Consider the following 25,044-nt stretch of genomic DNA (forward strand, 5'->3'; position numbering starts at 1 on the left):
TCCTCACTCACCTTCCAATTTCTTGTCCAGCTTCGATTCGACTTCGGCGACCAGCGGCGCGTCGGTGCGCGTGTCGCCGGTCGCGGTCAGCGCCGCCTCGGCTTCCACCGCGGCGACATCGGGCGCACCCGCCTCCACATCGGTCTCCGCCTCGCGACCCGGGGTGCGCAGATTCCACTTCTTGATCACGAAGCTGAACAACACGTAGTAGATCACCGCGTAGCCCAGACCGATCGGAATCAGCAGCCACGCGTCGGTCGCCTTGCCGAAGTTCAGCAGGTAGTCGATGGCGCCGGCCGAGAAGGTGAACCCGTCGTGGATGCCGAGCGCGTTGACCAGCGCGTGCGAGGTGCCGGTGAGGATCGCGTGCACTACGTACAGCGGCCACGCCACGAACATGAACGAGAACTCCAGCGGCTCGGTGATGCCGGTGACGAACGCGGTGAGACCGGTCGACAGCATGATCCCGCCGACCAGCTTCTTCTGCGAGGGCCGCGCGTTGCGCCAGATCGCCAGCGCGGCGGCGGGCAGCGCGAACATCATGATCGGGAAGAAGCCGGTCATGAAGGTGCCCGCGGTCGGGTCGCCGGCGAAGAAGCGGTTGAGGTCGCCGCGCACCAGCTGACCGGAGGCGTCGGTGTAGTCGCCGACGAGGAACCACACGGTCGAGTTGAGGATGTGGTGCAGGCCGGTCGGGATGAGCAGGCGGTTGGCCGCGCCGTAGATGCCGCCGCCGATCACGGTGTTGTCGGCGACGGTCTCACCCACCCAGGTGAGCGCGGAGTTGAACGCCGGATAGATGAACGCCATGCCCACGCCGACGATCAGGCCGGTGATCGCGGTCAGGATCGGCACCAGCCGCCTGCCGTTGAAGAAGCCGAGGAAGTCCGGCAGCTTCGTGCGATAGAACCGCTGCCACAGGATCGCCGACAGCAGACCCATCACGATGCCGCCGAGCACGCCGTAGTTGATCAGCGCCTGCGCGCCTTTCGGATCGGTCTTGCCCTCCAGCACGATCGGCGACATCGCGTTGAACACGCCGTCGATCACCATGTACCCGACCACCGCCGCCAGCGCGGTCGACCCGTCGGACTTCTTGGCCCAGCCGATCGCGATACCGACCGCGAAGATCAGCGGCAACCACGTGAAGACCGCTTGACCCGCCGCCGAGATGACCGACGCCGTGCTCTCGAGCGCGGAGAACCGGCCGAGCAGATCGTCTTGCCCGAGGCGCAGCAGGATGCCTGCCGCGGGGAGCACCGCGATCGGCAGCATGAGGCTGCGACCCAGGCGCTGCAAACCCGCGAACACCTTCGATTCCTGCTGGGGGCTGTCGGTAACGGCAGTCATGTCGACCTTCTTCGTGCCGGGTTCCCGGCGGTCTCGGCGAGCCGGACGGACTTGGCGGCCGGTCCGGGTTAACTGTTGTGAACCGGTGCCCTCGACGGGTACTGTCCGGTCATAACCAGTTGTCAGTTTGACCAGGTGGCCGCCGGATGTCAACCGCGAAATATGACGTGGCGCACATTCGAGGCTCCCATACTGGAACCGGCAACCACCGCGGAAAGGGAGAACACATGTCCAAAGCGGAAGCGATCGTCCAGGGTCTCGGTGGCGCGGACAACATCGTCGAGATCGAGGCCTGCATCACCCGGTTGCGCACCGAGGTGAAGGACGGCGCCAAGGTCGACGAGGCCGCGCTCAAGGCCGCAGGCGCGCACGGCGTGCTCAAGTCGGGCACGGTCGTCCAGGTGGTCGTCGGCCCCGAAGCGGACACCCTCGCCGAGGACATCGAGGACATCCTGTGAGCATTCCGGTGCTCGCCCCGCTCGCCGGGAAGGTCGTCGCCCTGGCCGACGTTCCCGACCCGGTCTTCGCCGGCCAACTCGTCGGCTCCGGCGTGGCGATCGACCCCGACCGCACCCGCGGCACCCTGATGGTCACCGCCCCCATCGCGGGCAAGATCCTCAAGCTGCACCCGCACGCCTTCGTCATCTTCGGCGGCGGCGTCGGCGTCCTGGTCCACCTGGGCATCGACACCGTGAAGCTGAAGGGCGAAGGCTTCGACCTGCTGGCCGCCGAAGGCGACGAGGTCACCGCGGGCGGCCCGATCGTCACCTTCGACCCCACCGAGATCGCCGCCACCGGCTACTCCCCGGTCTGCCCGATCGTCGTCATGGACTCCGCGAAGGACTCGATCACCACCGACACGATCGGCACCGAAGTCGAATCGGGTACCCCACTGTTCGATTCGCCGTAGCGACTCAGCTGTTTTCGCAGCCGACGCCGTCGTTGTCGTCGTCCAGTCCGTACTCGTCGGGCCCGATCACCCGCACGCGCCCGGTATACACGGGACCGTTCCCGCCGCCACCGGCGCCAATCCACGTGATCGGGACGCACGGACCGGAGGACCGGTGACATTCCCCGCCCGGCGGTGGTGGCGGGCAGAACTGGTTCCGGTGAACCATCCCGTCCGCCGGCTCGTAGTTCGTCCCAGTGGCCACGAGTGCAGGAGGTTCGACAATGAGCGCAGCGGAGCAGACCAGTGAGCAGTTCGCCGACCGGCTGTTCGGTGCGGCATTGGGCGCCGTCGACATCCTGGCGGTGCACCTCGGCGATCGGCTCGGCTGGTATCAGGCGCTGGTCGACCACGGCCCCGCCGACGCGACCGAGCTGACCGCACGGGCGGGCGGCGACCCGCGCTACGCGAGGGAATGGCTCGAACAGCAGGCCGCGTCCGAGATCCTGACCGTCGACGCCGACGGCCGATTCGCCCTGCCCGCGGGCGCGGCGGAGGTGCTCACCGATCGCGGCAGCCTCAACTACCTGGCACCGCTGGCCCGCATGCTCGCCGGCGCCGCCGTCCAGCTGCCCGCGCTGGTCACCGCCTACCGCGACGGTGGCGGGGTCGGCTGGTCCGAATACGGCGCCGACATGCGCGAATCACAGTCCGACATGAACCGCCCGTGGTTCGAACACCGCCTCGCCGCCGACCTGGCCGGCGTCCCGGACCTGCACGCCCTGCTCGCCCGCCCCGGCGCCAAAGCCGCCGATATCGGCGCGGGCGGCGGCTGGTCCTCGATCGCGCTGGCTCGCGCCTACCCGGAGCTGTCGGTCGACGGCTACGACATCGATCCACCCTCGGTGACCATGGCCCGCGACAATGCCGCCGACCTGGCCGACCGCGTCCACTTCCACCACGCCGACGCCGCGACCGCCCTTCCGGAAGCCACCTACGACGCGGTCTTCGCCTTCGAGTGCCTGCACGACATGCCCCACCCCGTCGAGGTGCTGACCGCGATGCGCAAGGCGCTGCGCCCCGGCGGCGCCGTCATCGTCATGGACGAAGCCGTCGCCCCCGAATTCACCGCCCCCGCCGACGATGTCGACCGCCTGATGTATGGCTTCAGCCTGCTGATCTGCCTGCCCGACGGCATGGCTCACCCCGGTTCGGCGGGCACCGGCACCGTCATGCGCACCTCGACCCTGGCCGAGTACGCGACCAAGGCGGGCTTCACCGACGTCGAGGTCCTGCCCATCGAGGACTTCGGTTTCTGGCGCTTCTACCGGCTCACCGTCTGACGCACCGGCTCGTCCTGCACGGTCCACTGAGCGGCCAGCGCGTCGAAATACCGCTGGCTGCTCCACAACCGGTAGTTGCCGATCACATACACCCGCCGCCGCGCCCGCGACACCGCCGCATTGAGCACATTCGGCGTGGCCGCCGCCCACCGCCGCGACCCACCCGCCGCGGGCGAGGTACCGAGGATCAACACCACCACCTCGGCCGAATTCCCGTGCATCGCATGGACGGTCCCCACCTGATGCCGGGCGAACTCCGCCCCGAGGACCTCCCGCGCCACCTCCCGCGCCCCGCGTGCCACATCCCGGAACGGACTCACGACCCGGATCTCACCCGCCGCGACGCCCTCCTCGACCAGCCGCGCGAGCAGCTCGGCCAGCGCCTCACCCTCGCCGGGAATCCAATTCCCCTCGGCCCGCGCCGATCGCACATCGATCCAGCGATCCTGCCCGGGGAACTCCGCCCGCGCGGGCGTCCCGAAGACGAGCAGGTCGTCGTCGTAGGCGATCCGGTGCGTGAGTTCGAAGATCGGCAGATCACTGCGCCGATGCACCCGCAACGGCGCACCCACCCACACGGGCCCGGCGGCATCGGCCGGGGTCAGCCACGTCCCGTATCGCACGCCCCGGTCGGCTGCCCGCCGCGCCGAAGCCAGGTCCGGCAGCCATTCCCGATCCAGCCCGTACTTGCGGACCAGTGCCTCCTGCGCCGAGGTCGGCAGCGTCCCGACCGGGCCCAGCTGCCGGTGATCGCCCACGATCACCGCGCGTCGCGCCCGCCACAACCCGCCGGCCACCGACTGCGGCGCCGCCTGCCCGGCGTCGTCGACGAACAACCAGCCCAGCGCTTCCCGCCCGAGCCCGGCGAACAGCTGCGGCGCGGCCGTGAAGGTCGTGACGACCAGCGGTACCGCCAGGAACAGCGTCTGCCATGCGGCCGCCACAGTGTCCGGCTTGGGCTCCTCGGCCAGCTCCCCGCGGATCAACGCGATGGCGACGATCAGGTTGTCGCGCACCCGCGGCGCCGCGTCGAGCAGGAACGCCCGGTGCAGCCGCAGCGCGGACAGGAACAGCTCGCGCCGCGCTGTGGCGTACTGCTCGTCGGCCCACGGATTGCACAGCTGGAACTGCTCGTCGTCGCCGGACACATCGCCGAACGGAATGGTGTCGGCCCAGATCTCCCTGGCCCGCTCGATGATCTCCAGCGCCGCCTCGCGCCGCGCCGTCAGCTCCAGATGCGCCCGGATCAGCCCGCGCCCGTGCTCGGCGGCCTCCGCCCACTGCCCGCGCGTGTACTCGACCTCGGTCTGCCGCCGCCGCATCTCCGATTCGGCGATGTGCCGTTCGCGCAGCAGCTCGTTGCTCTTGGCGCTCCACCGCCGCCCCGCGCCGAACCCGGACGACAGCGACGCCATGAACTCCGGCTTCTGTCCGCCGTGCTCGGTGAGCAGCACACCGATCCGGTGGTGGGTGGCCTGCGCGGCCCGCAGATGCTCGGTGGCCAGCTGATGCCGTTCCCGCCAATGCGCGTGCGCGGTATCGGCATTCGCGATCTCGGCGGTCATCGACTGCAAGCTCGCGTTCATGTCGGGCAGCTCGGCCACCGCGTCGGCGACGTCCTGCCGCTCCTGCGCGAGCCTGCGCACCTCCGCGTGCCTGGTGGTGAAGTCGCGTACGGCCGTCGACCAGTCCGGAATCGAATCCGGGTCGGCCTCGGCCTGTTTCAGCAGATCGAGCATCCCGCCCGCGGCCGCGCCCGACTTGCGTTCGGTGTCGAACCGGTCGCCGAACCAGAACCGCTCACCGAAGGCGCGCCGGTCGTCACCCATGGCCGCCGCGATCAGGCCCCACGAGGGTTCGCCGCCGACAAGCTCGGCCAGCTGGGTGAAGTGCTCCACTTCGCGGTCGACGGCGTCGCGCCGCTGGATCTCGCTGACCACATCGGCCGCGGCTTCCTCGCTTCCGGTCGTCAGCACCACCTCGAACCCGGTGACATTCCCCGCGAGCCGATGCGCGGCCACCGTGTAGTTCTTGGCGACCTGCACCTGCTCGGTGAGCCCGGTGAACACGTCGAGGGGATTGTCGAACACGGCCAGCTGCGCGGCCCGCTCGACCACGATGCCCGCCAGCAGATCACGCAGCATCGTCGTCGTGCCGGTCCCCGGCGCACCGTGCACCGCGAAAATCCCGGCGCTGTCCCGCAATTCGGCCATCGCCCGGTCCACGGCGAACTGCTGCCCGGACACCAGCGGGTCACCGGGCCAGCGCCCGTCCGGCACCAGATGGGGGAGCAGACCCTCGACCACCACGTCCAGGCGCCGCCGGACATCGATCCGATCGTCGATCGGCAGCGTCTCGGTGGCGGCGAGATAGTCCCGCAGCGCGACACCGACATCCCCGCGCTCGACCGCCCCGGCCAGCGCGGCCAGCTCCGCACCCAGCCCACTGTTGAGCCGATCCGCACCGGCCGCACTGTCGGCATCCCGCGCCGCGACCTGCACACACGCGATCCGCAGGCCACCCGCCCGCAGCTCCGACCGAATCCCGAGCGCCCCACAGAGTTCCCCGGCGAAGGAATGCAGATCACGCCCGGTCAGCCGGGGCGCCTCGGCGAGTTCCTCCGGATCGCGCGGCATGACACGCTCGGCGAATGCCAGCGCCGACATCCCCGCCAGCCCGGGGGAGATGACACCGTCGGCCCCCGCCGCGATGAGCGAAGCCCCCACCCCGCGCCCCGCGACATCCAGCGCCCGCCACCGGGGCGACTGCGGCGCCTCCTCGGGGCTCACCGCCGCGGCTTCCCTGGTCATGGTGTCGAAGGCGGCGGTGAAAGCCGCCGAATCATGCTCGAACCCATCGGTCCAGCCACTGTCGGCGGGCCCGGGGGACCGAAGCCGATTGATCGCCCAGGCCAGCCCCGACAGCGTGGCCGAACCACCGACCACCACACCGTCGTCGCTCAACGTCACCGCGAACGCCGCGGTAGCGCCCGCGCGCCGCGCGTCGGGTTCGAGCCGGTCCTCACCGAACGCCCGGACCAGTGCCTCCCGCGCCCGCCCGATCCCGAACAGTCCGCCGTACACGACGAACTGCCACACCCGGCCTGCCGGCAAGGCGGGCAGTGCGGCCAGGTTCTCCCACGGCGCCGGATCATCCGCCGCCGGCTCGACGACGATCCCGCCGTCCGGACACGTGCCGACGTCGGGAACGCGCTGCGGACCGAACAACTCCACGGTCTGCCAGAAACGTACGAGCCGCGCGGCATGCTCGGATCCGCCCACGATGCACCCCATTCCGTCGGCCATCATGCTGACAACCCCGATCACGGTACGCGATCGCGATTCCCCCGGTGCGGCACCCCGATGGTCCCGCCGTCGCCGGCGAGACTATCGGCGCAGGTCCTACAGCCGCGGCAGGCAGCCGGCCGCCCGCATCCGCGCCGCCAGCGACGAGTTCACCAACGCACTCGACCCACTCCCGCCGCCTAGCGCGACGAGCACGTCCCCACCCAGCCCCGCCCCGATCGAACACCCGAGCACGGTCACATCGATGTAGATGTTCTCCTTCGGCTCCGGCTCCGCGACGGCCGAACCCGCCGCCGTGACTGTGGCGGCCGCAACAGCCAGACCGACCGCTACTGCCTTGACGATTCGCACAATGTCCTCCTGAAAGCGCTGATCAGAACCGGTCCTCGCAGGTCTGGACCGACCGACAGGGTTGACCGTTCCTTCGCCGAGGAAACGTCGTGCCGAAACTCCGTTGCCCGCCATGCGTTGCTATCGCATGCTGACCGGGTGAGCGACCTCGACCGCATCGCCGACCGCTTCGCGGTGGGCGAACTCTTCCCCGAAGACCTGCCGATGGCGGCCGCCGAGGCCCTGACGCACGGCCATGACTCCCCAGCGCTGGTCGAACTCGCCTGCCTGCATCGCACCGACACCCGCGACGCGCCCACCCTGTTCCGCATCGCGATCGCCGAACTCGGGTTGGTCGAGAACAGCGAAGCCGCGTGGTCTGCGCGGGAGGTCGACGTGCGAAGGCGCCGGGTCGGATGGGCCGCGACCAGCTTGCTCACCGACGACGGCGTCGTCCCCGAGCACCTGAGCCGGATAGCCTCCGACTTGGACCATCTGGCGCTCACGCCGGCAGTCGGAAGTCCTGAGCTGGCCGATCTGGCGGCCGACTTCGACGGCCTCTGCTGGCATCTCGACGACGACAGCGTCGACCAGGCCTCTCTTCGGCACGACACCCGCACGAAGTGCCGGATGCTGTTGGCGGGCCCGCTCTGGAACCGGCCCGTCGCTGCCACACCCGCGCCGACCAGGCGGAGATGGTGGCAGGCGCTGCGCCGGTCGTCGTCTGCCAGCTAGCCGGAGGTGGGAAGCCGGGCACGTTCCGCGCACCTCAGCGCAGCACCATCTCCGCGACAGCCTTGGGCGCGGCCAGCCACTCCCTGACGTTGTTGCGCACCTCGGTACTCCGCCGGCAATCGCAATACGCCACCACCCCGTCGGCCTCGATCCCCGCCGCCCGGCACAGCGCGACCGCCCGCGGCAGATGCTGGAACTGACTGACGATGATCGCCCGCTCCACCCCGAACAGCGCCCGCGCCCGCTCACACGTCTCCCGCGTGGACAGCCCCTCCCCATCCGTCTTCACCATGGCCGGATCAATCCCGTGCTCGAGCAGATACCGCATCATCGAAGCGATCTCATCCCCGGACGTCCCACCCGCGTCCCCCGACAACAGGATCTCCCCGGCCTTCCCCGCCGTCACCAACTCGATCGCCACATCGAGCCGCCCCTGCAGATAAGCCATCGGCGTCCCGTCCTCCGCCACCTTCGCCCCCGGCACGATCACCATGGGCACCCCGGGAGCCCCGGCCACATCACTGCGATGCCCCGACGACAGGGCCCACATAGCCATATTCGCCCCGGCCGTCACCACCACCACGCCACTGGCGACCACGATGCCGGCGCCCACCACCCGCCGAACCCACCGCCGCCTCGAATTCCGCCCCGTCATCGCAGACCCTCCCGTGTCTTGTCGTTGCCGGCCACGCTACCGGCCGCCGACCCCCCGGCGCGGCAACCCGATTCGGCAATCCACACACGAAACAACCCCTGACTAGGGAATTTGACATTGCATTTGTCGACACGTAACTTTATTCAAGTCAGAGCGACACGGACACCGACCCGGTACCGAGTACCAGGGAAAACGAGGTTGGACGATGAGCGCCGACAACATCAAGTAAGACAGCTCACCGAGCCCCGATTTGCGTCGGGGCACTTGCGTGGGCTAAGTTGGAACCCTGCCCCGATGAAGCCCTCAACAATGTTGTGGGTGAATTCTTGTGCGTGTGTTCTTTGAGAACTCAATAGTGTGTCGATGAATGTCAGTGCCAATTATTATTGGCTCCGCTTCTCATACCCCCCCGGTTGAGGAGTGGACATCGTGAATGTCAGCAAACTTTTGCTGGTGTTCGGTTTTGCTAGGTTTTCGGACTCTAGTTAGATATTTCTGATTACACCCTTCGGGGTGTGGTTGAGAGTCTTCAACGGAGAGTTTGATCCTGGCTCAGGACGAACGCTGGCGGCGTGCTTAACACATGCAAGTCGAGCGGTAAGGCCCTTCGGGGTACACGAGCGGCGAACGGGTGAGTAACACGTGGGTGATCTGCCTCGTACTTCGGGATAAGCCTGGGAAACTGGGTCTAATACCGGATATGACCTTCGGATGCATGTCTGAGGGTGGAAAGATTTATCGGTACGAGATGGGCCCGCGGCCTATCAGCTTGTTGGTGGGGTAATGGCCTACCAAGGCGACGACGGGTAGCCGGCCTGAGAGGGCGACCGGCCACACTGGGACTGAGACACGGCCCAGACTCCTACGGGAGGCAGCAGTGGGGAATATTGCACAATGGGCGAAAGCCTGATGCAGCGACGCCGCGTGAGGGATGACGGCCTTCGGGTTGTAAACCTCTTTCGACAGGGACGAAGCGCAAGTGACGGTACCTGTAGAAGAAGCACCGGCCAACTACGTGCCAGCAGCCGCGGTAATACGTAGGGTGCGAGCGTTGTCCGGAATTACTGGGCGTAAAGAGCTTGTAGGCGGTTCGTCGCGTCGTTCGTGAAAACTTGGGGCTCAACCCCAAGCTTGCGGGCGATACGGGCGGACTAGAGTACTTCAGGGGAGACTGGAATTCCTGGTGTAGCGGTGAAATGCGCAGATATCAGGAGGAACACCGGTGGCGAAGGCGGGTCTCTGGGAAGTAACTGACGCTGAGAAGCGAAAGCGTGGGTAGCGAACAGGATTAGATACCCTGGTAGTCCACGCCGTAAACGGTGGGTACTAGGTGTGGGTTTCCTTCCACGGGATCCGTGCCGTAGCTAACGCATTAAGTACCCCGCCTGGGGAGTACGGCCGCAAGGCTAAAACTCAAAGGAATTGACGGGGGCCCGCACAAGCGGCGGAGCATGTGGATTAATTCGATGCAACGCGAAGAACCTTACCTGGGTTTGACATACACCGGAAACCTGCAGAGATGTAGGCCCCCTTGTGGTCGGTGTACAGGTGGTGCATGGCTGTCGTCAGCTCGTGTCGTGAGATGTTGGGTTAAGTCCCGCAACGAGCGCAACCCTTATCTTATGTTGCCAGCGCGTAATGGCGGGGACTCGTGAGAGACTGCCGGGGTCAACTCGGAGGAAGGTGGGGACGACGTCAAGTCATCATGCCCCTTATGTCCAGGGCTTCACACATGCTACAATGGCCGGTACAGAGGGCTGCGATACCGTGAGGTGGAGCGAATCCCTTAAAGCCGGTCTCAGTTCGGATCGGGGTCTGCAACTCGACCCCGTGAAGTTGGAGTCGCTAGTAATCGCAGATCAGCAACGCTGCGGTGAATACGTTCCCGGGCCTTGTACACACCGCCCGTCACGTCATGAAAGTCGGTAACACCCGAAGCCGGTGGCCTAACCCTTGTGGAGGGAGCCGTCGAAGGTGGGATCGGCGATTGGGACGAAGTCGTAACAAGGTAGCCGTACCGGAAGGTGCGGCTGGATCACCTCCTTTCTAAGGAGCACATCTCCACGACGCTTCACACAGGTGAAAGTGGTTGTGGCAGAGACCGTTTAGTTCCCATTCGTGGAACTGCGGACGCTCATGGGTGGAACACTGACTGACTCATCGCATCGAGGTCGGGGCAAAGTCTTCGACCGCGGTGATATACCGACACACTATTGGGTCCTGAAAGAACAGACGTTCTTTCCAGGCAAGACAAACGATCCGCTCGGATCTCTTGCGAAACCACTCGGCTTTGCCAGTAGGTCCAAGTATTCGATTCGATGCGGGTGTGTTGTTTGAGAACTGCACAGTGGACGCGAGCATCTTTGTTAGTAAGTGTTTAAGAGCGTACGGTGGATGCCTTGGCACCAGGAGCCGATGAAGGACGTAGGAGGCTGCGATAAGCCTCGGGGAGCTGTCAACCGAGCTGAGATCCGAGGATTTCCGAATGGGGAAACCCAGCACGAGTGATGTCGTGTTACCCGCATCTGAATATATAGGGTGTGTGGAGGGAACGTGGGGAAGTGAAACATCTCAGTACCCACAGGAAGAGAAAACAACAGTGATTCCGTGAGTAGTGGCGAGCGAAAGCGGATGAGGCTAAACCTCAAGCGTGTGATACCCGGCAGGGGTTGCGTTTGGGGTGTTGTGGGGTCATTCTTCTTGATTCTGCCGGATCAAGCGAGAGTTAGAAACCAATGTGTTAGTCGAAGTGGTCTGGAACGGCCTGCCATAGACGGTGATAGTCCGGTAGACGAAAACATGTTGGCTCTCGTGAGTGATACCCGAGTAGCAGCGGGCCCGTGAAATCTGCTGTGAATCTGCCGGGACCACCCGGTAAGCCTGAATACTCCCTGGTGACCGATAGCGGACTAGTACCGTGAGGGAAAGGTGAAAAGTACCCCGGGAGGGGAGTGAAATAGTACCTGAAACCGTGCGCTTACAATCCGTCAGAGCCTTCCACTTCGGTGGTGGGGTGATGGCGTGCCTTTTGAAGAATGAGCCTGCGAGTCATCGGTGTGTGGCGAGGTTAACCCGTGTGGGGTAGCCGTAGCGAAAGCGAGTCCGAATAGGGCGCCCTTCAGTCGCACATTATGGACCCGAAGCGGAGTGATCTACCCATGGCCAGGGTGAAGCGACGGTAAGACGTCGTGGAGGCCCGAACCCACTTAGGTTGAAAACTGAGGGGATGAGCTGTGGGTAGGGGTGAAAGGCCAATCAAACTCCGTGATAGCTGGTTCTCCCCGAAATGCATTTAGGTGCAGCGTCACGTGTTTCACGCCGGAGGTAGAGCTACTGGATGGCCTAGGGGGCCCACAAGCTTACCGAAGTCAGCCAAACTCCGAATGCCGGTGTGTGAGAGCGTGGCAGTGAGACTGCGGGGGATAAGCTTCGTAGTCGAGAGGGAAACAGCCCAGATCGCCGGCTAAGGCCCCTAAGCGTGTACTAAGTGGAAAAGGATGTGGGGTCGCTTAGACAACCAGGAGGTTGGCTTAGAAGCAGCCACCCTTGAAAGAGTGCGTAATAGCTCACTGGTCAAGTGATCCTGCGCCGACAATGTAGCGGGGCTCAAGTACACCGCCGAAGCCGCGGCATTCACACATTAGCCTGCACCCTTAAAAGTGCCAGGTGTGTGGATGGGTAGGGGAGCGTCCTGTGGCCGTGGAAGCAGCGGAGTGATCCAGCTGTGGAGGCCACGGGAGTGAGAATGCAGGCATGAGTAGCGAAAGACGAGTGAGAAACTCGTCCGCCGAATGACCAAGGGTTCCTGGGCCAGGTTAATCCGCCCAGGGTGAGTCGGGACCTAAGGCGAGGCCGACAGGCGTAGTCGATGGACAACGGGTTGATATTCCCGTACCCGTGTATCCGCGCCCAATGGCGAATCAGTTGTGCTAATCGTCCAAATGTTTTCTTATCGAGCCTTCGGGTGAGAGGGAGAATTGCTGCACGAGACCCTGGCTGTAGTAGTCAAGCGATGGGGTGACGCAGGAAGGTAGCTGGGCCAGGTGATGGAATACCTGGTGTAAGCCTGTAGGGCGTTGTGTAGGCAAATCCGCACAACATGTAGCCTGAGAGGTGATGCGTAGCCGTTGTGGTGAATTCAGTGATCCTATGCTGCCGAGAAAAGCCTCTAGTGAGTTGGTACACGGCCCGTACCCCAAACCGACACAGGTGGTCAGGTAGAGAATACTAAGGCGATCGAGAGAACTGTGGTTAAGGAACTCGGCAAAATGCCCCCGTAACTTCGGGAGAAGGGGGACCACGCCTGGTGACGAGTCTTGCACTCTGAGCTGGGTGGGGTCGCAGAGACCAGAGAGAAGCGACTGTTTACTAAAAACACAGGTCCGTGCGAAGTCGTAAGACGATGTATACGGACTGACGCCTGCCCGGTGCCGGAAGGTTAAGAGGACCGGTTAGCGCTTCGGCGCGAAGCTGAGAATTTAAGCCCCGGTAAACGGCGGTGGTAACTATAACCATCCTAAGGTAGCGAAATTCCTTGTCGGGTAAGTTCCGACCTGCACGAATGGCGTAACGACTTCTCTGCTGTCTCAACCACAGACTCGGCGAAATTGCATTACGAGTAAAGATGCTCGTTACGCGCGGCAGGACGAAAAGACCCCGGGACCTTCACTATAGCTTGGTATTGGTGTTCGGTACGGTTTGTGTAGGATAGGTGGGAGACTGTGAAGCTTGGACGCCAGTTCAGGTGGAGTCGTCGTTGAAATACCACTCTGATCGTATTGGACTTCTAACCTCGGACCATGATCTGGTTCAGGGACAGTGCCTGGTGGGTAGTTTAACTGGGGCGGTTGCCTCCCAAAATGTAACGGAGGCGCCCAAAGGTTCCCTCAGCCTGGTTGGCAATCAGGTGTCGAGTGCAAGTGCACAAGGGAGCTTGACTGTGAGAGTGACAGCTCGAGCAGGGACGAAAGTCGGGACTAGTGATCCGGCACCGGCAAGTGGAAGCGGTGTCGCTCAACGGATAAAAGGTACCCCGGGGATAACAGGCTGATCTTCCCCAAGAGTCCATATCGACGGGATGGTTTGGCACCTCGATGTCGGCTCGTCGCATCCTGGGGCTGGAGTAGGTCCCAAGGGTTGGGCTGTTCGCCCATTAAAGCGGCACGCGAGCTGGGTTTAGAACGTCGTGAGACAGTTCGGTCTCTATCCGCCGCGCGCGTTAGAAACTTGAGGAAGGCTGTCCCTAGTACGAGAGGACCGGGACGGACGAACCTCTGGTGTGCCAGTTGTTCCGCCAGGAGCACTGCTGGTTGGCTACGTTCGGAAGGGATAACCGCTGAAAGCATCTAAGCGGGAAGCCTGTTCCAAGATGAGGTTTCTCTCCCACTTGATGGGTTAAGGCCCCCTACAGACCATGGGGTTGATAGGCCGGAACTGGAAGCACAGTAATGTGTGTAGGTGACTGGTACTAATAGGCCGAGGGCTTACTACGAAGGTGTTACGCGTCCACTGTGCGGTATCTGAAACAACAGACACTGCAGCAAACCTACTTTGTGGGGAGCGCTGTCTAGTTTCATAGTGTTACGGCGGTTATAGCGGTGGGGAAACGCCCGGTCCCATTCCGAACCCGGAAGCTAAGGCCACCTGCGCCGATGGTACTGCACTCGACAGGGTGTGGGAGAGTAGGACACCGCCGGAACATCATTGCGAAAGGCCCTCCAACTTCGGTTGGAGGGCCTTTTTGCGTTCCCGAACTCTCCTGATCTACGAATGACCGCCCCTCCCAACGGAACTGGCGCTACCCTGTGCCGGTGAGTGCAGAACTCCCGCCCAGCGAGGGCGAATCGAAGGCCCACGTCCACGGTCGCGCGAGCCTCGGGGCGGAGCACAGGAGCGGACAGAACGAGTCGTATACACGAAGTGCCCGGTCCAGCACGAACTTCGGTGTGTGGCGGCGTGAATCCGAAGTGAGCCGCGAGGGCACGAAGGAGAAGCGCAACACCCTGAAGCTGGTGGTCGCAGGAGGCTTCCTCGTGGCGGGCGTAGTCGGCGCGGCCCTGGTGTTCATGGCTTTCCAGTCGGATGCGCATGGCGACGCTGCGCCGACCGTCGGGTCCACGACATCCGCTGCCCTCTCCGGAGCGCCGGCCGTGGTCACCACCTCGGTCGCACCGAACACGGTGAACCCGACTGCGACGTCAGCGATCTCGTCACGCACACCGACCGCGGTCCTCACCCAGCCCTGCCCGGCCGGCACGGTCTGCTGGTGGGGGATGCCCGACTTCGAGGACCTGCTCCATTCCCTCCCACACGGCGAGGTCCCGTCGGTGGATCCGCAGAACTGCTTGGAGCTGGGTGTCGCCAGTCTCGGCCCGCAAGGAGCAGGCTCCATCGTCAACGGCGGAACCGTCCCCCAGACCTTCTGGGAGAACGGCGACTGCACCGGCCGATCGTTCGTCATGAAGCCGGGCGAGCAACTCGCGAAATTGCCGCTGTTCCCCTTCTCCGTCAGCGGGTAACGACCGCTCGAAGCGTTGAGCTGCGTTCCTGACCGGCATCAGGGGTTGGGTTCCGCCGTCCGCAGCACCTGGAGCAGACCGTGTACCGCGGCCTCCTGTCCGGCCGAGAGCGGATCGGTCGCGAAATGCATCAGCTCATTCCGCGCCACCCGCACCTGCTCCAGCAACTCGATCACCTGACTCTGAACCCCAGCTTCCGCCAACTGGTCGGACTCTGCAGCAGGTGCACCTATCCACCGAACGTCAGATGTTCCGGCTCGGTCACATATGCCCGCCGATTCTTCGGCGCGGCAGCTCCTCGGTGTCGAGATGATCCGCGCGGCCGGCCGCAACCGGTTCTCCGCTTCCTCGATGAGCACGAACGGCTTTGCCAGCGTACGGAAGCCCGGGCTGCCGACGTCCAAGCTAAGGCAAGAGCCGCCAAGACCTGGGCATACACTGTCAACAACAGCGGGAAGATTGCGGCTAAGTGGCGCTCCGTCCTTCTTGCTGAGGACGACGTCCACGACGCCGGACTTGACTGGGAACAGATGAAAGCATATGGCCCACGGTAGGCCGGGGCCGTCACTGTAGGGGACGGATCAGCGCCGCATCGAGATTCCGGAACCCGAGGTGGATGTCGGTATGTGTTCCCACCGCACGGCCAAACGTCGTTACCGGTGAAGCAGCGCGAAGGTCTGTTCCATGATCCCGCGGCTGGCGGTGACCTTGTCTCGGTATTTCGGGCGAAGTTCAGCGACAGTGGTGGGACTGCGTCTCGACCAAGTCGGAGGAGCCTTCAGTCGGTCAGCGTGCACACCCAGAGGTAGTCCCGGGCGCGGCTGGCGGCCACCAGGTGCTGGCGGGAGCGGAGAGCCTCGGTGTCGCGCCCACCGGGGTGGGTTGTGGGTGGATTCGCCAGGAGGAGGAACACGGCGGTGAAGTCCATGCCCTTGGCACGGTGGACGGTGCCGACTTTGATGTCGGTCGGTTGGGTGCCGTCGTAGTGCTCCAGTGGCATGGCGCGCAGGCCCGCCCTGCGTAGAACGGTGAGGTAGCGGTCGATATCGCTTCTGGTGGAGACGATGACGGCGATGTCGGCATCGGGATTCAGGTTCGCGTCGCGAATGGCCTGGGGGAGCGCGGCGAGTGATTCGCGGCGGGTGAGTCGGGCTTCGACGGCGCGGCCGTCGGGGAGGGTGGCGTTGCTTTCGCGGATGACGACGCCTGCGCCGCCGTTGAGGTCGTCGACCGAGCCGGCTGTGTCGATGCGCTGGACATAGGACAGGACTGCGGCGCGGTTCCGATAGTTGGTGCGCAGGATGCGGCCGCGGCCACCGGGGACCGGGATGCCTGCCTCGGCCAGGGTGCAGCTGCCCACGTAGACGCGTTGCTGGCTGTCGCCTACCAGGAGCAGCTGGGAATCCTCACGGGCACCGGCGATTTCGTAGACGAGCTGGAGTTGGCGGAGAGTGAAGTCCTGGACTTCGTCGACGACGACCAGGCCGAATCGTTCGTCGCCGGTGAGTGGACGGGCACGCAATTCCTCGACGGCGAGGGCGATGAGGTCGTTGAAGTCGTGTGCGCCGCGCGCCGCGAGACCTTCCTCGTAGGGGACGTACCAGTCTTCCCAGACGGTATTGCGCATCGACGGCAGCAGGCTGATGCCCTCGCGGCCAGTTCGCTGTACCGCCAGATAGCTGGCGGAGTCGCGCAACCCGCGACCCTTGATGATGCGGTCGATTTCGTCGTGCCAGTAGCCGAAGTCGGTGCCTTTGACGCCGGTGAGGGTGTGGCGAACACGGCGCCACGCATCCGCGAGGGAGGCATTGACGGCCGCCTCGTCGAGATTGAACGGCACGTCGCGGTCTTTGAGGAATCGGAGGGTCCAGGCGTGGAGGCCGGTGAATAGCGCGCGGTCGGCCGCCCGCGGGGCCAGGTGGGCGAAGCCGCGTTCGTGAAAGGTGGGAAGGGTTTTCACGAACGTGGTGAACATCAGGCGGCCCGGATTGCGTTTGGCCCAGTGGGCCATGCGATGCAGGGCGACCACGGACTTACCGGTGCCGGCGGGCCCGCTGATGCGTGCGGGACCGTTGAAGTTCGCGTGCACCAAGGAGAGCTGAGCTGGGTCGAGGAAAGTCATCCAGTCCCTGAACGGGCGGGCCAGGGCGGCGGCACGTTCGGCCTCGTTGAGGTCGGTTTCGGTGAAAAGCTCAGCGGGAGAGTCCGATTCGTCGATCAGATCGAGTCGAAGGTGCGTGTACTTGTCGATGGTGGAAGCCGCGAGTTGGGCGACGCGGGCAGGCTTGTATCGCCGGTCGCCTCCGGTCAATGTGGCGACGAAGCCGGGTTCGTCGACGACGTGTATGCGACCGTCGGATTCGGGGCGGACCCGGCCGGGGAGTACCACGACGATCTCGGCCATGTGCGGGACGAAACGGAAGTCGTCGAGGGCCAGGCGCGCGAGCGGTTCCTCGGCGTGCTTGCGCAGTTCACCGAATTGGGAAGGGTTCGGCATGGTCGCGGCGAACACGACGGCGAACACCCCGGTCGGGCCGATTGCGAAAGCTGTGGGCCTACCTGGGCGGAACGCCGTGGTGCTGACCAACAGCTGCCAGCCTTCGTTGGCGAGAATGCCCGTGAGCACGCGACGTTCCGACGAGCTCAGGTGGGTCTGGACGGCGAGCGCCTGCTCGGCGGCGCGCAGGCGCCGCTCACGTCGGATATTGGCCATGGTTCCCCCAACCTGGTCGATGTCGCCGCTTGCGGTGTCAGGCGACGGTAATCCCTTGCTAGACAACATAGTTGAAGATCTGCGCGGTCGCATTAGTTCCTTCGAGACCAGCGCCTGCTCGGGATCGCGGACGTGGGCAGTGGGGTGACGTGGAACGTGCGACAGGCATGCAACGGCTGTGGGCATTCAGCTGGGGTTGTCGTCGAGCTCATGCAACGACGGAAGAGAGGGCAGCGGTTCAGCGATCGCACCGGCTACCAGGGCTTCGCATGCGATTGATGCTGCGTCGTGTCAGCCGATGCGAGAATCGGCTTGACGAGGCGCTAGCAGACGGCGTGGATGAAGACGATCTCGGATGTGTCCTTGGTCGTATAGGCGACCCACCTGGTCTGGGCGAGCTGCCCTTCGTCGGCGCGGTAGGCCTGCTCCGATTCGAGCAGTGGGAGGCTCTTCGTGTCCCGCCAGTGGTACTTCCAATCTTTCGGCACCCCGGCAGTGAACTTGGCAAGGCCTGACTTGGTCTTGAAATCATCCATTTCGTCGGCGGGGATTTCCACCACTGCGGTAACCACTTCGTCTCCGAAACCCGTCTGCTGCTCGAATTCGACAAGTTTGACGCCGTGTGGGAAGACGAGTGAGCTGCAGGTCTCAAGGGATAGGAGGTCTTTGCGCTCGCTCGAGCAGGCTGTCAGTGCAAATGATTGCGCGCCTATCGCGGCGGTGAGGAGTACAAAGGTCAGTCTTCGTTTCATAGCCTCTGCGTCCACGTCTGGATGGTGTCGGATTGTCCGCGGGCTATGAAACTTCGTGCCCACCCGAATTCTTCGAGATCACGCATGTGATTGCCGATGGAGTTGGCTTGGTTTCGCTTGACATTGCCAAATGGGATCCAATTCTTCGTTTCAAAGTTGTAGTAGTCCCAGACGTACACCTTATAGCTCAATTCGGCGTAGAGGCCGTCGTCTCGGGAACGTACGATTGTGTCGCTTCCGACTGACACATCGAAGTGCCCGATCCCGAACTCGACGTCTGGATCCTCTGTTGGTCCGCAGCCCTTCCAGTCGGAGGTAAGCTCTCGAAGGATCCCGACCTGCGGATCGAGTCTCGCCTGTTCGATGATTCCGTCGAGGCACATCGAGATGGTGTCGCGCACGTTGGTTGTACTTACCGTCTTTTGGAAATGTTCGGATTTTATTGTGAAGTCCGAATTCGGCCCAGGGTTCGAAAGGTAGAACTTGAAGAGGTCCGCCGAGAAGGTGTAACCGGCGCCCTCGAAATATTGTAGAGCGAAGAACGCATCTATGGTCTTGTAAGTCCTGGCTTCGATCTTGTCAGCGATTCCGGTGCGTGATCCATACGCGGCCGGGTTTTTCTTCGGCGGATCAGGCGGTGGATGCAAGGCTGTTCTCCCACCACACGTTGTCGCTGCAACCGTATCGCCTGGTTCCCATGTCGGCGATGGCCAAGCCCGGAGCTGCGAAATCGTCCGGCGTAAAGGCCGGAGGGACCCGGCCTGACGTGTACTCCAATGCTTGGGACACTTTTCCGATCGCGCCCCGTATCTGGTCCTGACGAGAACGAGCGGCCGCGATGAGGGCGTCCAACTCGGAGGAGATCGTCGAGCGATACGATTCCTGGATCGGCTCAGCCAACGCTTGAGCCCAAACTCCCAGCGGGAATGTGAAGTCGAGCAGTGTCATCGACTTGGCGAGGCCGCCACTGAGTTCTGTCGCTTGGTTGCAGACGAGTCGTTCGAGAAAGGCGGCGGCGGCCTCGACGATTTGACAGACAGCCTCCATGTCGTCGCTGCGACCGGCCAGCGATACCGCCGTGGTGTTCGAACTCGACTCGAACGCTTGCGCGGCGTTGCCGGACCAACTGCTCCGCAGCCAGGTCGTACCGCCGGAAAGGTTCTGGGAGGCGACGTAGTCGTTGATCCCGATCAGCCGGACCAGTTTGCCGACGGTCTTCAGTGACTCCCAGTCGGCCTCCAGCGGCTTCAAGAGATCGGCTGCCGGCTGGAGGCCGACAGCGGCCATGATCGCGGCGTCGTAGCACGAGATCGACTCGATGGCGGAGGTCACGGTCTGGCGGACCGAGTACGTGACGGAATCGGTGTTGGTGAGTGCTGGAAGCTGCAGCGACGGGTATCGGACGCTGTCGCCAGTGGCCGACTGGTCGCCGGGGCGGCTATCGCCTCCGACGCTCGCCAAGGCGTACGCATTGTCCTGGTCTGTTGCTTGATACGAGGTTGCCGCAGTCGAAAGATTGTCGGCGAGGTCCTGGATAGTGGTTTGATCCGTGCGTTGGGCGGCCTCGACCGCGGCGTGGAACCGCGCAAGCGGCGGCGATACTTCGGCGAGAAGACCAGAGACGCCGTCGGGCAACCGGATCTCGGGCATCAGGCGCGAAGCGTTGGAGGAGAAGTTCGATCCGATGTCCTGCAGGTCCAGTTTGAAGCCGTTGAGCTGAGCCGTCTCTACCGATAGTTCAGACATGGTTCAGGCCGGGACGAGGTAGCTGGTGGCGTATGTGCCCTCTCGAAAATCGCATGTGATGCTTACTCCCCCTTGGTAGTTCAGCGATCTGGGCTGGAGAGTACAGTAGCCGCCCACACGCACGCCATCGCTCCTTAACGAGCGGGTAGAGGTCTCTGCGCCTGCGACAGGTACGCGGCCGCGCGGCGGAGCACCTCGTTCTCCTGCTCCAACAGGCGGATCCGGCGACGAGAATCACGCAACTCGGCGGACTCGCTGCGCGTGGTCCCGGGCCTGTTGCCGTCGTCGACGTCGGCTTGGCGCATCCATTTCGACAACGTCATCGGACGGACGCCGATATCGGCCGCGATCCGGTCGAGTGTAACCCCGTCTCGCGGTTGCGGGCGACTCTGACCACGTCGTCGCGGGACTCGTGACGGCGGTTACGGCTACGACAGCACCGACTTCGCCACCATCCGGTACCGGATCGCCTCGCTGCGCGCGGACCGGCTGCTGTACGTCACCGACTCCTGCCAGGCCTTGCACTTCCAACTGATCTTCGAGGCCGCGCGCCGGGCGGGTTGGCTGACCGAAGCGATTCAGGTGGACCACGTTGCCTACGGGACGATTCTCGGGCCGGACGGCAAGCCGTTCAAGACTCGTGCGGGCGGCACGGTGCGGCTGATGGATCTCCGCGACGAGGCGGTCGCACGCGTCCGCGCCGTGGTCGCCGAGAAGAATCCGGACCTCGCGTCAGCCGAGCTCGAAACCATCGCCGAACAGGCCGGCATCGGTGCGGTGAAATACGCGGATCTGTCGACCTCCGGGTCGAGGACTACACCTTCGACCTTGTTCGAATGACGTCGCTCAACGGCAATACCGGCGTCTACCTGCAGTACGCCCATGCTCGGGTTTGCTCGATCCTCCGCAAGGCCGACACCACCACGCCAGTCGTAGTCGACGCAAATGTTCCGATGGAACCGGCCGAGCGTGAACTCGCGCTCGTCCTCGACGGGGTACGGGACAGTGCTGGACGAGGTAGCCGAGGCGCTGGAACCGCACCGACTGGCCGGATACCTCTCCGAGCTGGCCCGCGCCTATACGGCCTTCTACGATTCGTGCCCGGTGATCTCCGCTGAGGAGCCGATCCGTTCGAATCGAATCGCGCTGTGCCAGTAGACGGCTCGTACTCTCGAGCTGGGTTTGGGGCAGTTGGGAATCGCCGCACCGCAGCGGATGTGAGTTGTCGGCCGGACGCGCATCGTCGTGGATCTGCGTCTGGCCGACCTGCCCGGTACCGTCCAAGTCGAGATGGCTGATTGTCTATCTGGGCCGAACCTTGGTGAACACGCAGCCGCCCGAGATCTTGATGCCCTGTCCATCGTCGACCGTGAGGTAGCCAGGGCCGCTGAGATTGTCGTTCTCGATGATGTTGGATACTGCGCCGTTGGTGGGGTCACGTCGCAGCTCGTAGTAGCAGGAACTGGCGCCGTCGGTCTTGTAGGTGCCGGACTCGATGTCTGTGCCGGCGATGTAGATGCCTGCGGTGATCACCGTGCGAAGTTCGGTGATCGTGGCGGCCAGCCGAACCGCCTGAGCGTAGCTGGGAGATGTTCCGTAGTACTTGACCGATTTGACGATGAATTCCTTCGAGAGGTCGCGCGTGAATCCGGACTGGGTGAGAATGTCGCGAACGGACTCGTAGGTGCTGCGCCATTCCGCGTCGGAGATGCCTTCTGGAAATGCGCGGGCGGACGTCTTTGCCAGGTCGATCAGGGACTGGTCACTGTTGGACAGCATGTAGGTTCTGTTGCTTCGAAGGTCACGAATGAAGTCTGCGTCGCTCACCACCGCGGCCGTCGTCGGTGCCACGCTCATGGCCGTCGTGCTGGCCGGGCTCGTTGCCGTTCCGTCGGCGGACGAACAGGCGGCGACCGACATCGCTGTTGCTACCACTGTCAGGGCGGCGAGGACCGCATGCTTGGATCTGTGAGTTGTGAGGCGGGTGAAGGCCGTCGGACGCATGGAAATCTCCGTTGTTTGATGTGCCGAATTCGGCGTTGTGGGTCTGCGCGAGACCGTTTCTACTGGGCGGAAACGACTTAACCGACTCGGACCTTGACCCCACCTGAGAAGATCGAGTCGTGAAACTGCAGCACCGCGGGCACAGTCCCCGGCGGTACGTCGAACACAATGGCCGTGCTCACACCCAGACCCGGATTGAGCTCGATACTCCCGAAGTCGTCCGACAGCGCCGCATTGGCACCGAAGCTGCTGTCGAACTTTCGATTCTGCTCGTCGTAGAGGTACTGATTGGTGCCGTAGAAGGTGCGGGCTTCGTTGCCGACATTGGTGACCTGGACCCGAACCACGAGGAATTCTCCGGTGGCGCGCTCTGACCAGAAACCACTCCCGAGGGCCGTGGCACCCTGCTCGATGCCGGTCACCAGAAACTCGAATTTGCCGTCTCGCACCGCTGTCCCCGCGGGCGCCGACTGGTTCTTGGCCGGTTTCGGGGCGACGGTGGTCGGCGACGTGGGATTGGACGGGATGCCTGCGCCCTGAACTACGCGGCTGGTAGTGGTCGCGCGCGAATGATTCGAGGACTCAGGTGAGTCCGCACCGATTGCGAACACACCGAGCAGGCACACGCCGCCGCACGAACCCGCGATCCACAGGATCAGCGCGTTGTTGTTCTTGGGCGGCGGTCGGAATCCGGGAGCAGGAAAGGGGCGCGGCGCGTTGAAGGGCGGTTGAGGTGGATAGCCGGGCGGGTTCGTCATCGTGGTTCCTCGGTTCGAGGCGCCGGGACACCTTCGTCCCGGCGCCGACGTCAGCTACTTCAGTGCGACACGCACGCCGCCGGAGAACGCCGAGTCGTGGAACTCGACCGCCGCGGGCACAGTGCCCTGGGGCACGTCGAATACGAGGGTGATCGACACTTTGTTGCCGGGATTGATCTCTTCGGCCAGATGGTCGTTGACGTTGAGCTCGGCACCTGTGTCGTTGGCGAATTCGCGCCCCTGATCGTCGATCAGCTTCTGATTCGACCCGAAGTAGTGCTGCGCCACGGTGCCGACGTTGGTCACGTCGATGTGCACCTGCACGAACTCGCCCTGCGCCTGTTCCTGCAGGATGTCGTTGGTACCGATCACCGCCACCGGTTCTTCCACACCGGTGACAAGGAAGGAGAACTTTCCGTCGCGGACTTCGGACCCGGCCGGCGCGGCAGTGTTGCGCTTCTCCTCTGCCTTGGCGACCTCATTCGCCGCTCCGCCGATCAGTGCGACGCAGCCTCCGAACATCAGCAGGATGACGGCAAGGATGCCGCCGACCACCCAGGGCCATACCTTCCTCCTCCGCGGCGGCTGCGGGTAGTGGGGTCCCTGCGGGTAGCCGGGCTGGGAGGGGTACTGGGGGTTGGTCATCGTGACTCCTGGGAGAGAAGAGAATTGGTATTCAGTTGTCGGAATCTGGCTGCGATCGACCGCAATCAGCCGTAGACCCCGCCGAGCACACTGAGCGGTGAACCGTTGATCTGGGCCAATGCGTCGATGGAGGTGGCGCCGGCGAGGCGGGCCAAGGCAAGGGTGATATCTGCGGCCGCGGCGGCGTCGGCTCCCGCTTCGTGGTGCTGGTCGAGCGTCACCCCGAGCGCGGCAGATACAGTGCTGAGCTTGTAATTCGCCAGCCGCAGTTGCTGTTTCGACCACGACAACGAGCATCCGTACGACCATCGGGGCAGCGGTGCGCCGCTGAACTCGCAGGCCCGCATCATGTTGTTCATGTCGAACGTCGCGTTGTGGGCGATCACCGGCAGGTCGCCCACCAGGGCTCGTACCTCGGGCAGCCGTTCGGCGAAGGTGGGCTGGCCCGCGACAGTCGCCGGCGTGATCTTGTGGATGCGCACATTGAACGGCGCGAAATTGTCAACGGCGGCAGGCGGCCTGCACAGCAGCGAGTAGGTCCGCACCCGGACGCCATCACGGACAACCGCAATGCCGATCGAACAGATACTGCCGCGGGCCGGGTTGGCGGTTTCGACGTCGAATGCGGCGAACGACAAAGTCATCGGGGTTCCTTCAAATGCTGGGTCGTGTGGTTCGGCGGCCCGTTCCGGGCGTGCGGGGTCGCGCCGCGGCAGTGCCTGCCGGGCGGAATCAGCGGGGGTGTATCGGTGGTCGTCAGTGCCTGCGGCGCTCGGTGAGCTGTCGCCGAACCCGGTCGAACAGCCTGCGCAGCCGGGCGGTCGCGGGGGAAGGACGCGGTGCGGGTGGAGTGATCGGCCGTACGCCGAGCCGGGCTGCCAGCTGCGCCGGGGTCGGCACCGGGCTGCTGCTGACGGGAACGTCCAGCTTGATCGGCGCGCGGACCGGCGAAGTTTCCGCACGGCTCGCCGAGTACTGCTCGACCGTCTGACTGGTGAGATGCCAGCCGTGACATGCCGGGCACTGGTAGCACCGCACCTCGCGACGTCGAGGGTCACGGGTGTCGATGCTGCCGAGGACGAGTTCGGCATCAGCGCGGGTGAAGTACCGCCGTTTGCCGTGGAAGCAGCGGGTCATCGGGGTTCGAAGTCGCTGTTTGCGGAGATCGTCGCCATTCCGGAGAGTCAGCGTGCGTGAGCTTTCTGACCGGTGCCGATGGCGTCGAGCTCGTCGGTGGGTGGACATACGCTCTCCTCTCGAGTGATGGAAGGCACGACGAAACACGGCCCGGGACGGCCGGA

General features: G+C 64.2%; 21 protein-coding genes, 3 rRNA genes and 1 pseudogene. 11 read left to right on the forward strand and 14 right to left on the reverse strand.

Translation table 11 applies throughout. The features are described 5' to 3' along the window. Positions 1–3: 3 nt before the first annotated feature. Positions 4–1,350 carry a PTS transporter subunit EIIC gene (locus EL493_RS13100; RefSeq protein WP_022566318.1) on the reverse strand — a complete coding sequence of 449 codons (1,347 nt, stop codon included), beginning with the start codon at positions 1,348–1,350 and terminating at the stop codon, positions 4–6. A 227-nt stretch (positions 1,351–1,577) separates the two neighbouring features. Between EL493_RS13100 and EL493_RS13105 the strand changes: the two genes are divergently transcribed. From EL493_RS13105 to EL493_RS13120, 3 genes are all read left to right on the forward strand, one after another. Next, complete coding sequence (locus tag EL493_RS13105; RefSeq protein ID WP_019050162.1) at positions 1,578–1,808, forward strand: glucose PTS transporter subunit EIIB; 231 nt, start codon at positions 1,578–1,580, stop codon at positions 1,806–1,808. Next, positions 1,805–2,260 (forward strand): PTS sugar transporter subunit IIA, encoded by a 456-nt coding sequence (locus EL493_RS13110; RefSeq protein WP_019050163.1) that lies wholly within the window; start codon positions 1,805–1,807, stop codon positions 2,258–2,260. The genes EL493_RS13105 and EL493_RS13110 overlap by 4 nt, the downstream gene beginning before the upstream one ends. Positions 2,261–2,523: 263 nt before the next feature. Continuing rightward, positions 2,524–3,582 (forward strand): class I SAM-dependent methyltransferase, encoded by a 1,059-nt coding sequence (locus tag EL493_RS13120; protein WP_019050164.1) that lies wholly within the window; start codon positions 2,524–2,526, stop codon positions 3,580–3,582. Here the strand turns inward: EL493_RS13120 and EL493_RS13125 are convergent. Together EL493_RS13125 and EL493_RS13130 are read right to left on the reverse strand one after the other, a co-directional pair. Further along, positions 3,564–6,890 carry a DEAD/DEAH box helicase gene (locus EL493_RS13125; protein WP_019050165.1) on the reverse strand — a complete coding sequence of 1,109 codons (3,327 nt, stop codon included), beginning with the start codon at positions 6,888–6,890 and terminating at the stop codon, positions 3,564–3,566. The two genes, EL493_RS13120 and EL493_RS13125, sit on opposite strands and share 19 nt — an antisense overlap. Before the next feature lie 93 nt (positions 6,891–6,983). Beyond that, a complete protein-coding gene (locus EL493_RS13130; protein WP_019050166.1) occupies positions 6,984–7,238 on the reverse strand; it encodes a hypothetical protein in 255 nt (84 codons plus the stop codon). Between the two features lie 138 nt (positions 7,239–7,376). Here EL493_RS13130 and EL493_RS13135 point away from each other — a divergent pair, with 138 nt between their 5' ends. Continuing rightward, complete coding sequence (locus EL493_RS13135; RefSeq protein ID WP_019050167.1) at positions 7,377–7,952, forward strand: hypothetical protein; 576 nt, start codon at positions 7,377–7,379, stop codon at positions 7,950–7,952. Between the two features lie 34 nt (positions 7,953–7,986). Here the strand turns inward: EL493_RS13135 and EL493_RS13140 are convergent, their stop codons facing one another. Further along, positions 7,987–8,565: a SanA/YdcF family protein gene (locus EL493_RS13140; protein WP_198041027.1), complete on the reverse strand. Its 579-nt coding sequence runs from the start codon at positions 8,563–8,565 to the stop codon at positions 7,987–7,989. 571 nt (positions 8,566–9,136) lie between these two features. Here EL493_RS13140 and EL493_RS13145 point away from each other — a divergent pair. The 4 genes from EL493_RS13145 to EL493_RS13160 all read left to right on the forward strand — a co-directional run bounded on the left by EL493_RS13145 (position 9,137) and on the right by EL493_RS13160 (position 15,125). Continuing rightward, a 16S ribosomal RNA gene (locus tag EL493_RS13145) occupies positions 9,137–10,653 on the forward strand. Between the two features lie 321 nt (positions 10,654–10,974). Further along, a 23S ribosomal RNA gene (locus tag EL493_RS13150) occupies positions 10,975–14,098 on the forward strand. A 90-nt stretch (positions 14,099–14,188) separates the two neighbouring features. Then, a 5S ribosomal RNA gene (gene rrf, locus EL493_RS13155) occupies positions 14,189–14,305 on the forward strand. Together the 16S, 23S and 5S rRNA genes form the textbook arrangement of a ribosomal RNA operon. 112 nt (positions 14,306–14,417) lie before the next feature. Continuing rightward, positions 14,418–15,125, forward strand: a complete 708-nt coding sequence (locus EL493_RS13160; RefSeq protein WP_126405687.1) for a hypothetical protein — start codon at positions 14,418–14,420, stop codon at positions 15,123–15,125. Positions 15,126–15,163: 38 nt separating this feature from the next. Here EL493_RS13160 and EL493_RS13165 read toward each other — a convergent pair whose 3' ends face one another. From EL493_RS13165 to EL493_RS13185, 5 genes are all read right to left on the reverse strand, one after another. Further along, positions 15,164–15,484, reverse strand: coding sequence for a hypothetical protein (locus EL493_RS13165; RefSeq protein WP_126405689.1), 321 nt, complete (start codon positions 15,482–15,484; stop codon positions 15,164–15,166). Positions 15,485–15,903: 419 nt separating this feature from the next. Beyond that, the gene (locus tag EL493_RS13170) at positions 15,904–17,907 is read right to left on the reverse strand and encodes a UvrD-helicase domain-containing protein (RefSeq protein ID WP_022565448.1); all 2,004 of its coding nucleotides are present in this window, start codon (positions 17,905–17,907) and stop codon (positions 15,904–15,906) included. A 254-nt stretch (positions 17,908–18,161) separates the two neighbouring features. Beyond that, positions 18,162–18,605 (reverse strand): hypothetical protein, encoded by a 444-nt coding sequence (locus EL493_RS13175; RefSeq protein WP_126405691.1) that lies wholly within the window; start codon positions 18,603–18,605, stop codon positions 18,162–18,164. Beyond that, positions 18,587–19,237 (reverse strand): hypothetical protein, encoded by a 651-nt coding sequence (locus tag EL493_RS13180; RefSeq protein ID WP_022565446.1) that lies wholly within the window; start codon positions 19,235–19,237, stop codon positions 18,587–18,589. The genes EL493_RS13175 and EL493_RS13180 overlap by 19 nt, the downstream gene beginning before the upstream one ends. After that, positions 19,221–20,336 carry a type VII secretion target gene (locus tag EL493_RS13185; protein ID WP_022565445.1) on the reverse strand — a complete coding sequence of 372 codons (1,116 nt, stop codon included), beginning with the start codon at positions 20,334–20,336 and terminating at the stop codon, positions 19,221–19,223. The genes EL493_RS13180 and EL493_RS13185 overlap by 17 nt, the downstream gene beginning before the upstream one ends. A gap of 465 nt (positions 20,337–20,801) precedes the next feature. Between EL493_RS13185 and argS the strand changes: the two genes are divergently transcribed. From argS to EL493_RS32715, 3 genes and pseudogenes are all read left to right on the forward strand, one after another. Further along, positions 20,802–21,176, forward strand: coding sequence for an arginine--tRNA ligase domain-containing protein (gene argS, locus EL493_RS32710; RefSeq protein WP_232017320.1), 375 nt, complete (start codon positions 20,802–20,804; stop codon positions 21,174–21,176). Beyond that, positions 21,173–21,268, forward strand: a pseudogene (locus EL493_RS33735) (hypothetical protein); the annotation flags it as partial. The gene argS and the pseudogene EL493_RS33735, both read left to right, overlap by 4 nt. A gap of 37 nt (positions 21,269–21,305) precedes the next feature. Further along, the gene (locus tag EL493_RS32715) at positions 21,306–21,494 is read left to right on the forward strand and encodes a DALR anticodon-binding domain-containing protein (RefSeq protein WP_197724369.1); all 189 of its coding nucleotides are present in this window, start codon (positions 21,306–21,308) and stop codon (positions 21,492–21,494) included. A 144-nt stretch (positions 21,495–21,638) separates the two neighbouring features. On the opposite strand, the gene EL493_RS13200 is transcribed toward EL493_RS32715, so the two are convergent. The 5 genes from EL493_RS13200 to EL493_RS13220 all read right to left on the reverse strand — a co-directional run bounded on the left by EL493_RS13200 (position 21,639) and on the right by EL493_RS13220 (position 24,880). After that, positions 21,639–22,340: a hypothetical protein gene (locus EL493_RS13200; RefSeq protein ID WP_022565442.1), complete on the reverse strand. Its 702-nt coding sequence runs from the start codon at positions 22,338–22,340 to the stop codon at positions 21,639–21,641. A 77-nt stretch (positions 22,341–22,417) separates the two neighbouring features. Then, complete coding sequence (locus EL493_RS13205) at positions 22,418–23,098, reverse strand: DUF4352 domain-containing protein (RefSeq protein ID WP_022565441.1); 681 nt, start codon at positions 23,096–23,098, stop codon at positions 22,418–22,420. 54 nt (positions 23,099–23,152) lie between these two features. Further along, positions 23,153–23,743, reverse strand: coding sequence for a DUF4352 domain-containing protein (locus tag EL493_RS13210; RefSeq protein WP_022565440.1), 591 nt, complete (start codon positions 23,741–23,743; stop codon positions 23,153–23,155). A 65-nt stretch (positions 23,744–23,808) separates the two neighbouring features. Continuing rightward, the gene (locus tag EL493_RS13215) at positions 23,809–24,387 is read right to left on the reverse strand and encodes an exonuclease domain-containing protein (RefSeq protein ID WP_019046126.1); all 579 of its coding nucleotides are present in this window, start codon (positions 24,385–24,387) and stop codon (positions 23,809–23,811) included. 112 nt (positions 24,388–24,499) lie between these two features. Continuing rightward, positions 24,500–24,880 carry a hypothetical protein gene (locus EL493_RS13220; protein ID WP_019046125.1) on the reverse strand — a complete coding sequence of 127 codons (381 nt, stop codon included), beginning with the start codon at positions 24,878–24,880 and terminating at the stop codon, positions 24,500–24,502. Between the last annotated feature and the right edge of the window lie 164 nt (positions 24,881–25,044).

Origin of the sequence: Nocardia asteroides (genome assembly GCF_900637185.1) — a bacterium.
Lineage (GTDB): Bacteria > Actinomycetota > Actinomycetes > Mycobacteriales > Mycobacteriaceae > Nocardia > Nocardia asteroides.

Excerpts from the sequence above, each read along its gene's own strand:
- EL493_RS13120 (WP_019050164.1), top strand. The coding sequence starts at position 2,524 with ATGAGCGCAGCGGAGCAGACCAGTGAGCAGTTCGCCGACCGGCTGTTC.
- EL493_RS13200 (WP_022565442.1), bottom strand. The coding sequence starts at position 22,340 with ATGCGTCCGACGGCCTTCACCCGCCTCACAACTCACAGATCCAAGCAT.
- EL493_RS13170 (WP_022565448.1), bottom strand. The coding sequence starts at position 17,907 with ATGTTGTCTAGCAAGGGATTACCGTCGCCTGACACCGCAAGCGGCGAC.
- EL493_RS13220 (WP_019046125.1), bottom strand. The coding sequence starts at position 24,880 with ATGACCCGCTGCTTCCACGGCAAACGGCGGTACTTCACCCGCGCTGAT.
- EL493_RS13210 (WP_022565440.1), bottom strand. The coding sequence starts at position 23,743 with ATGACCAACCCCCAGTACCCCTCCCAGCCCGGCTACCCGCAGGGACCC.
- EL493_RS13215 (WP_019046126.1), bottom strand. The coding sequence starts at position 24,387 with ATGACTTTGTCGTTCGCCGCATTCGACGTCGAAACCGCCAACCCGGCC.
- EL493_RS13205 (WP_022565441.1), bottom strand. The coding sequence starts at position 23,098 with ATGACGAACCCGCCCGGCTATCCACCTCAACCGCCCTTCAACGCGCCG.
- EL493_RS13100 (WP_022566318.1), bottom strand. The coding sequence starts at position 1,350 with ATGACTGCCGTTACCGACAGCCCCCAGCAGGAATCGAAGGTGTTCGCG.
- EL493_RS13105 (WP_019050162.1), top strand. The coding sequence starts at position 1,578 with ATGTCCAAAGCGGAAGCGATCGTCCAGGGTCTCGGTGGCGCGGACAAC.
- EL493_RS13185 (WP_022565445.1), bottom strand. The coding sequence starts at position 20,336 with ATGTCTGAACTATCGGTAGAGACGGCTCAGCTCAACGGCTTCAAACTG.
- EL493_RS13125 (WP_019050165.1), bottom strand. The coding sequence starts at position 6,890 with ATGATGGCCGACGGAATGGGGTGCATCGTGGGCGGATCCGAGCATGCC.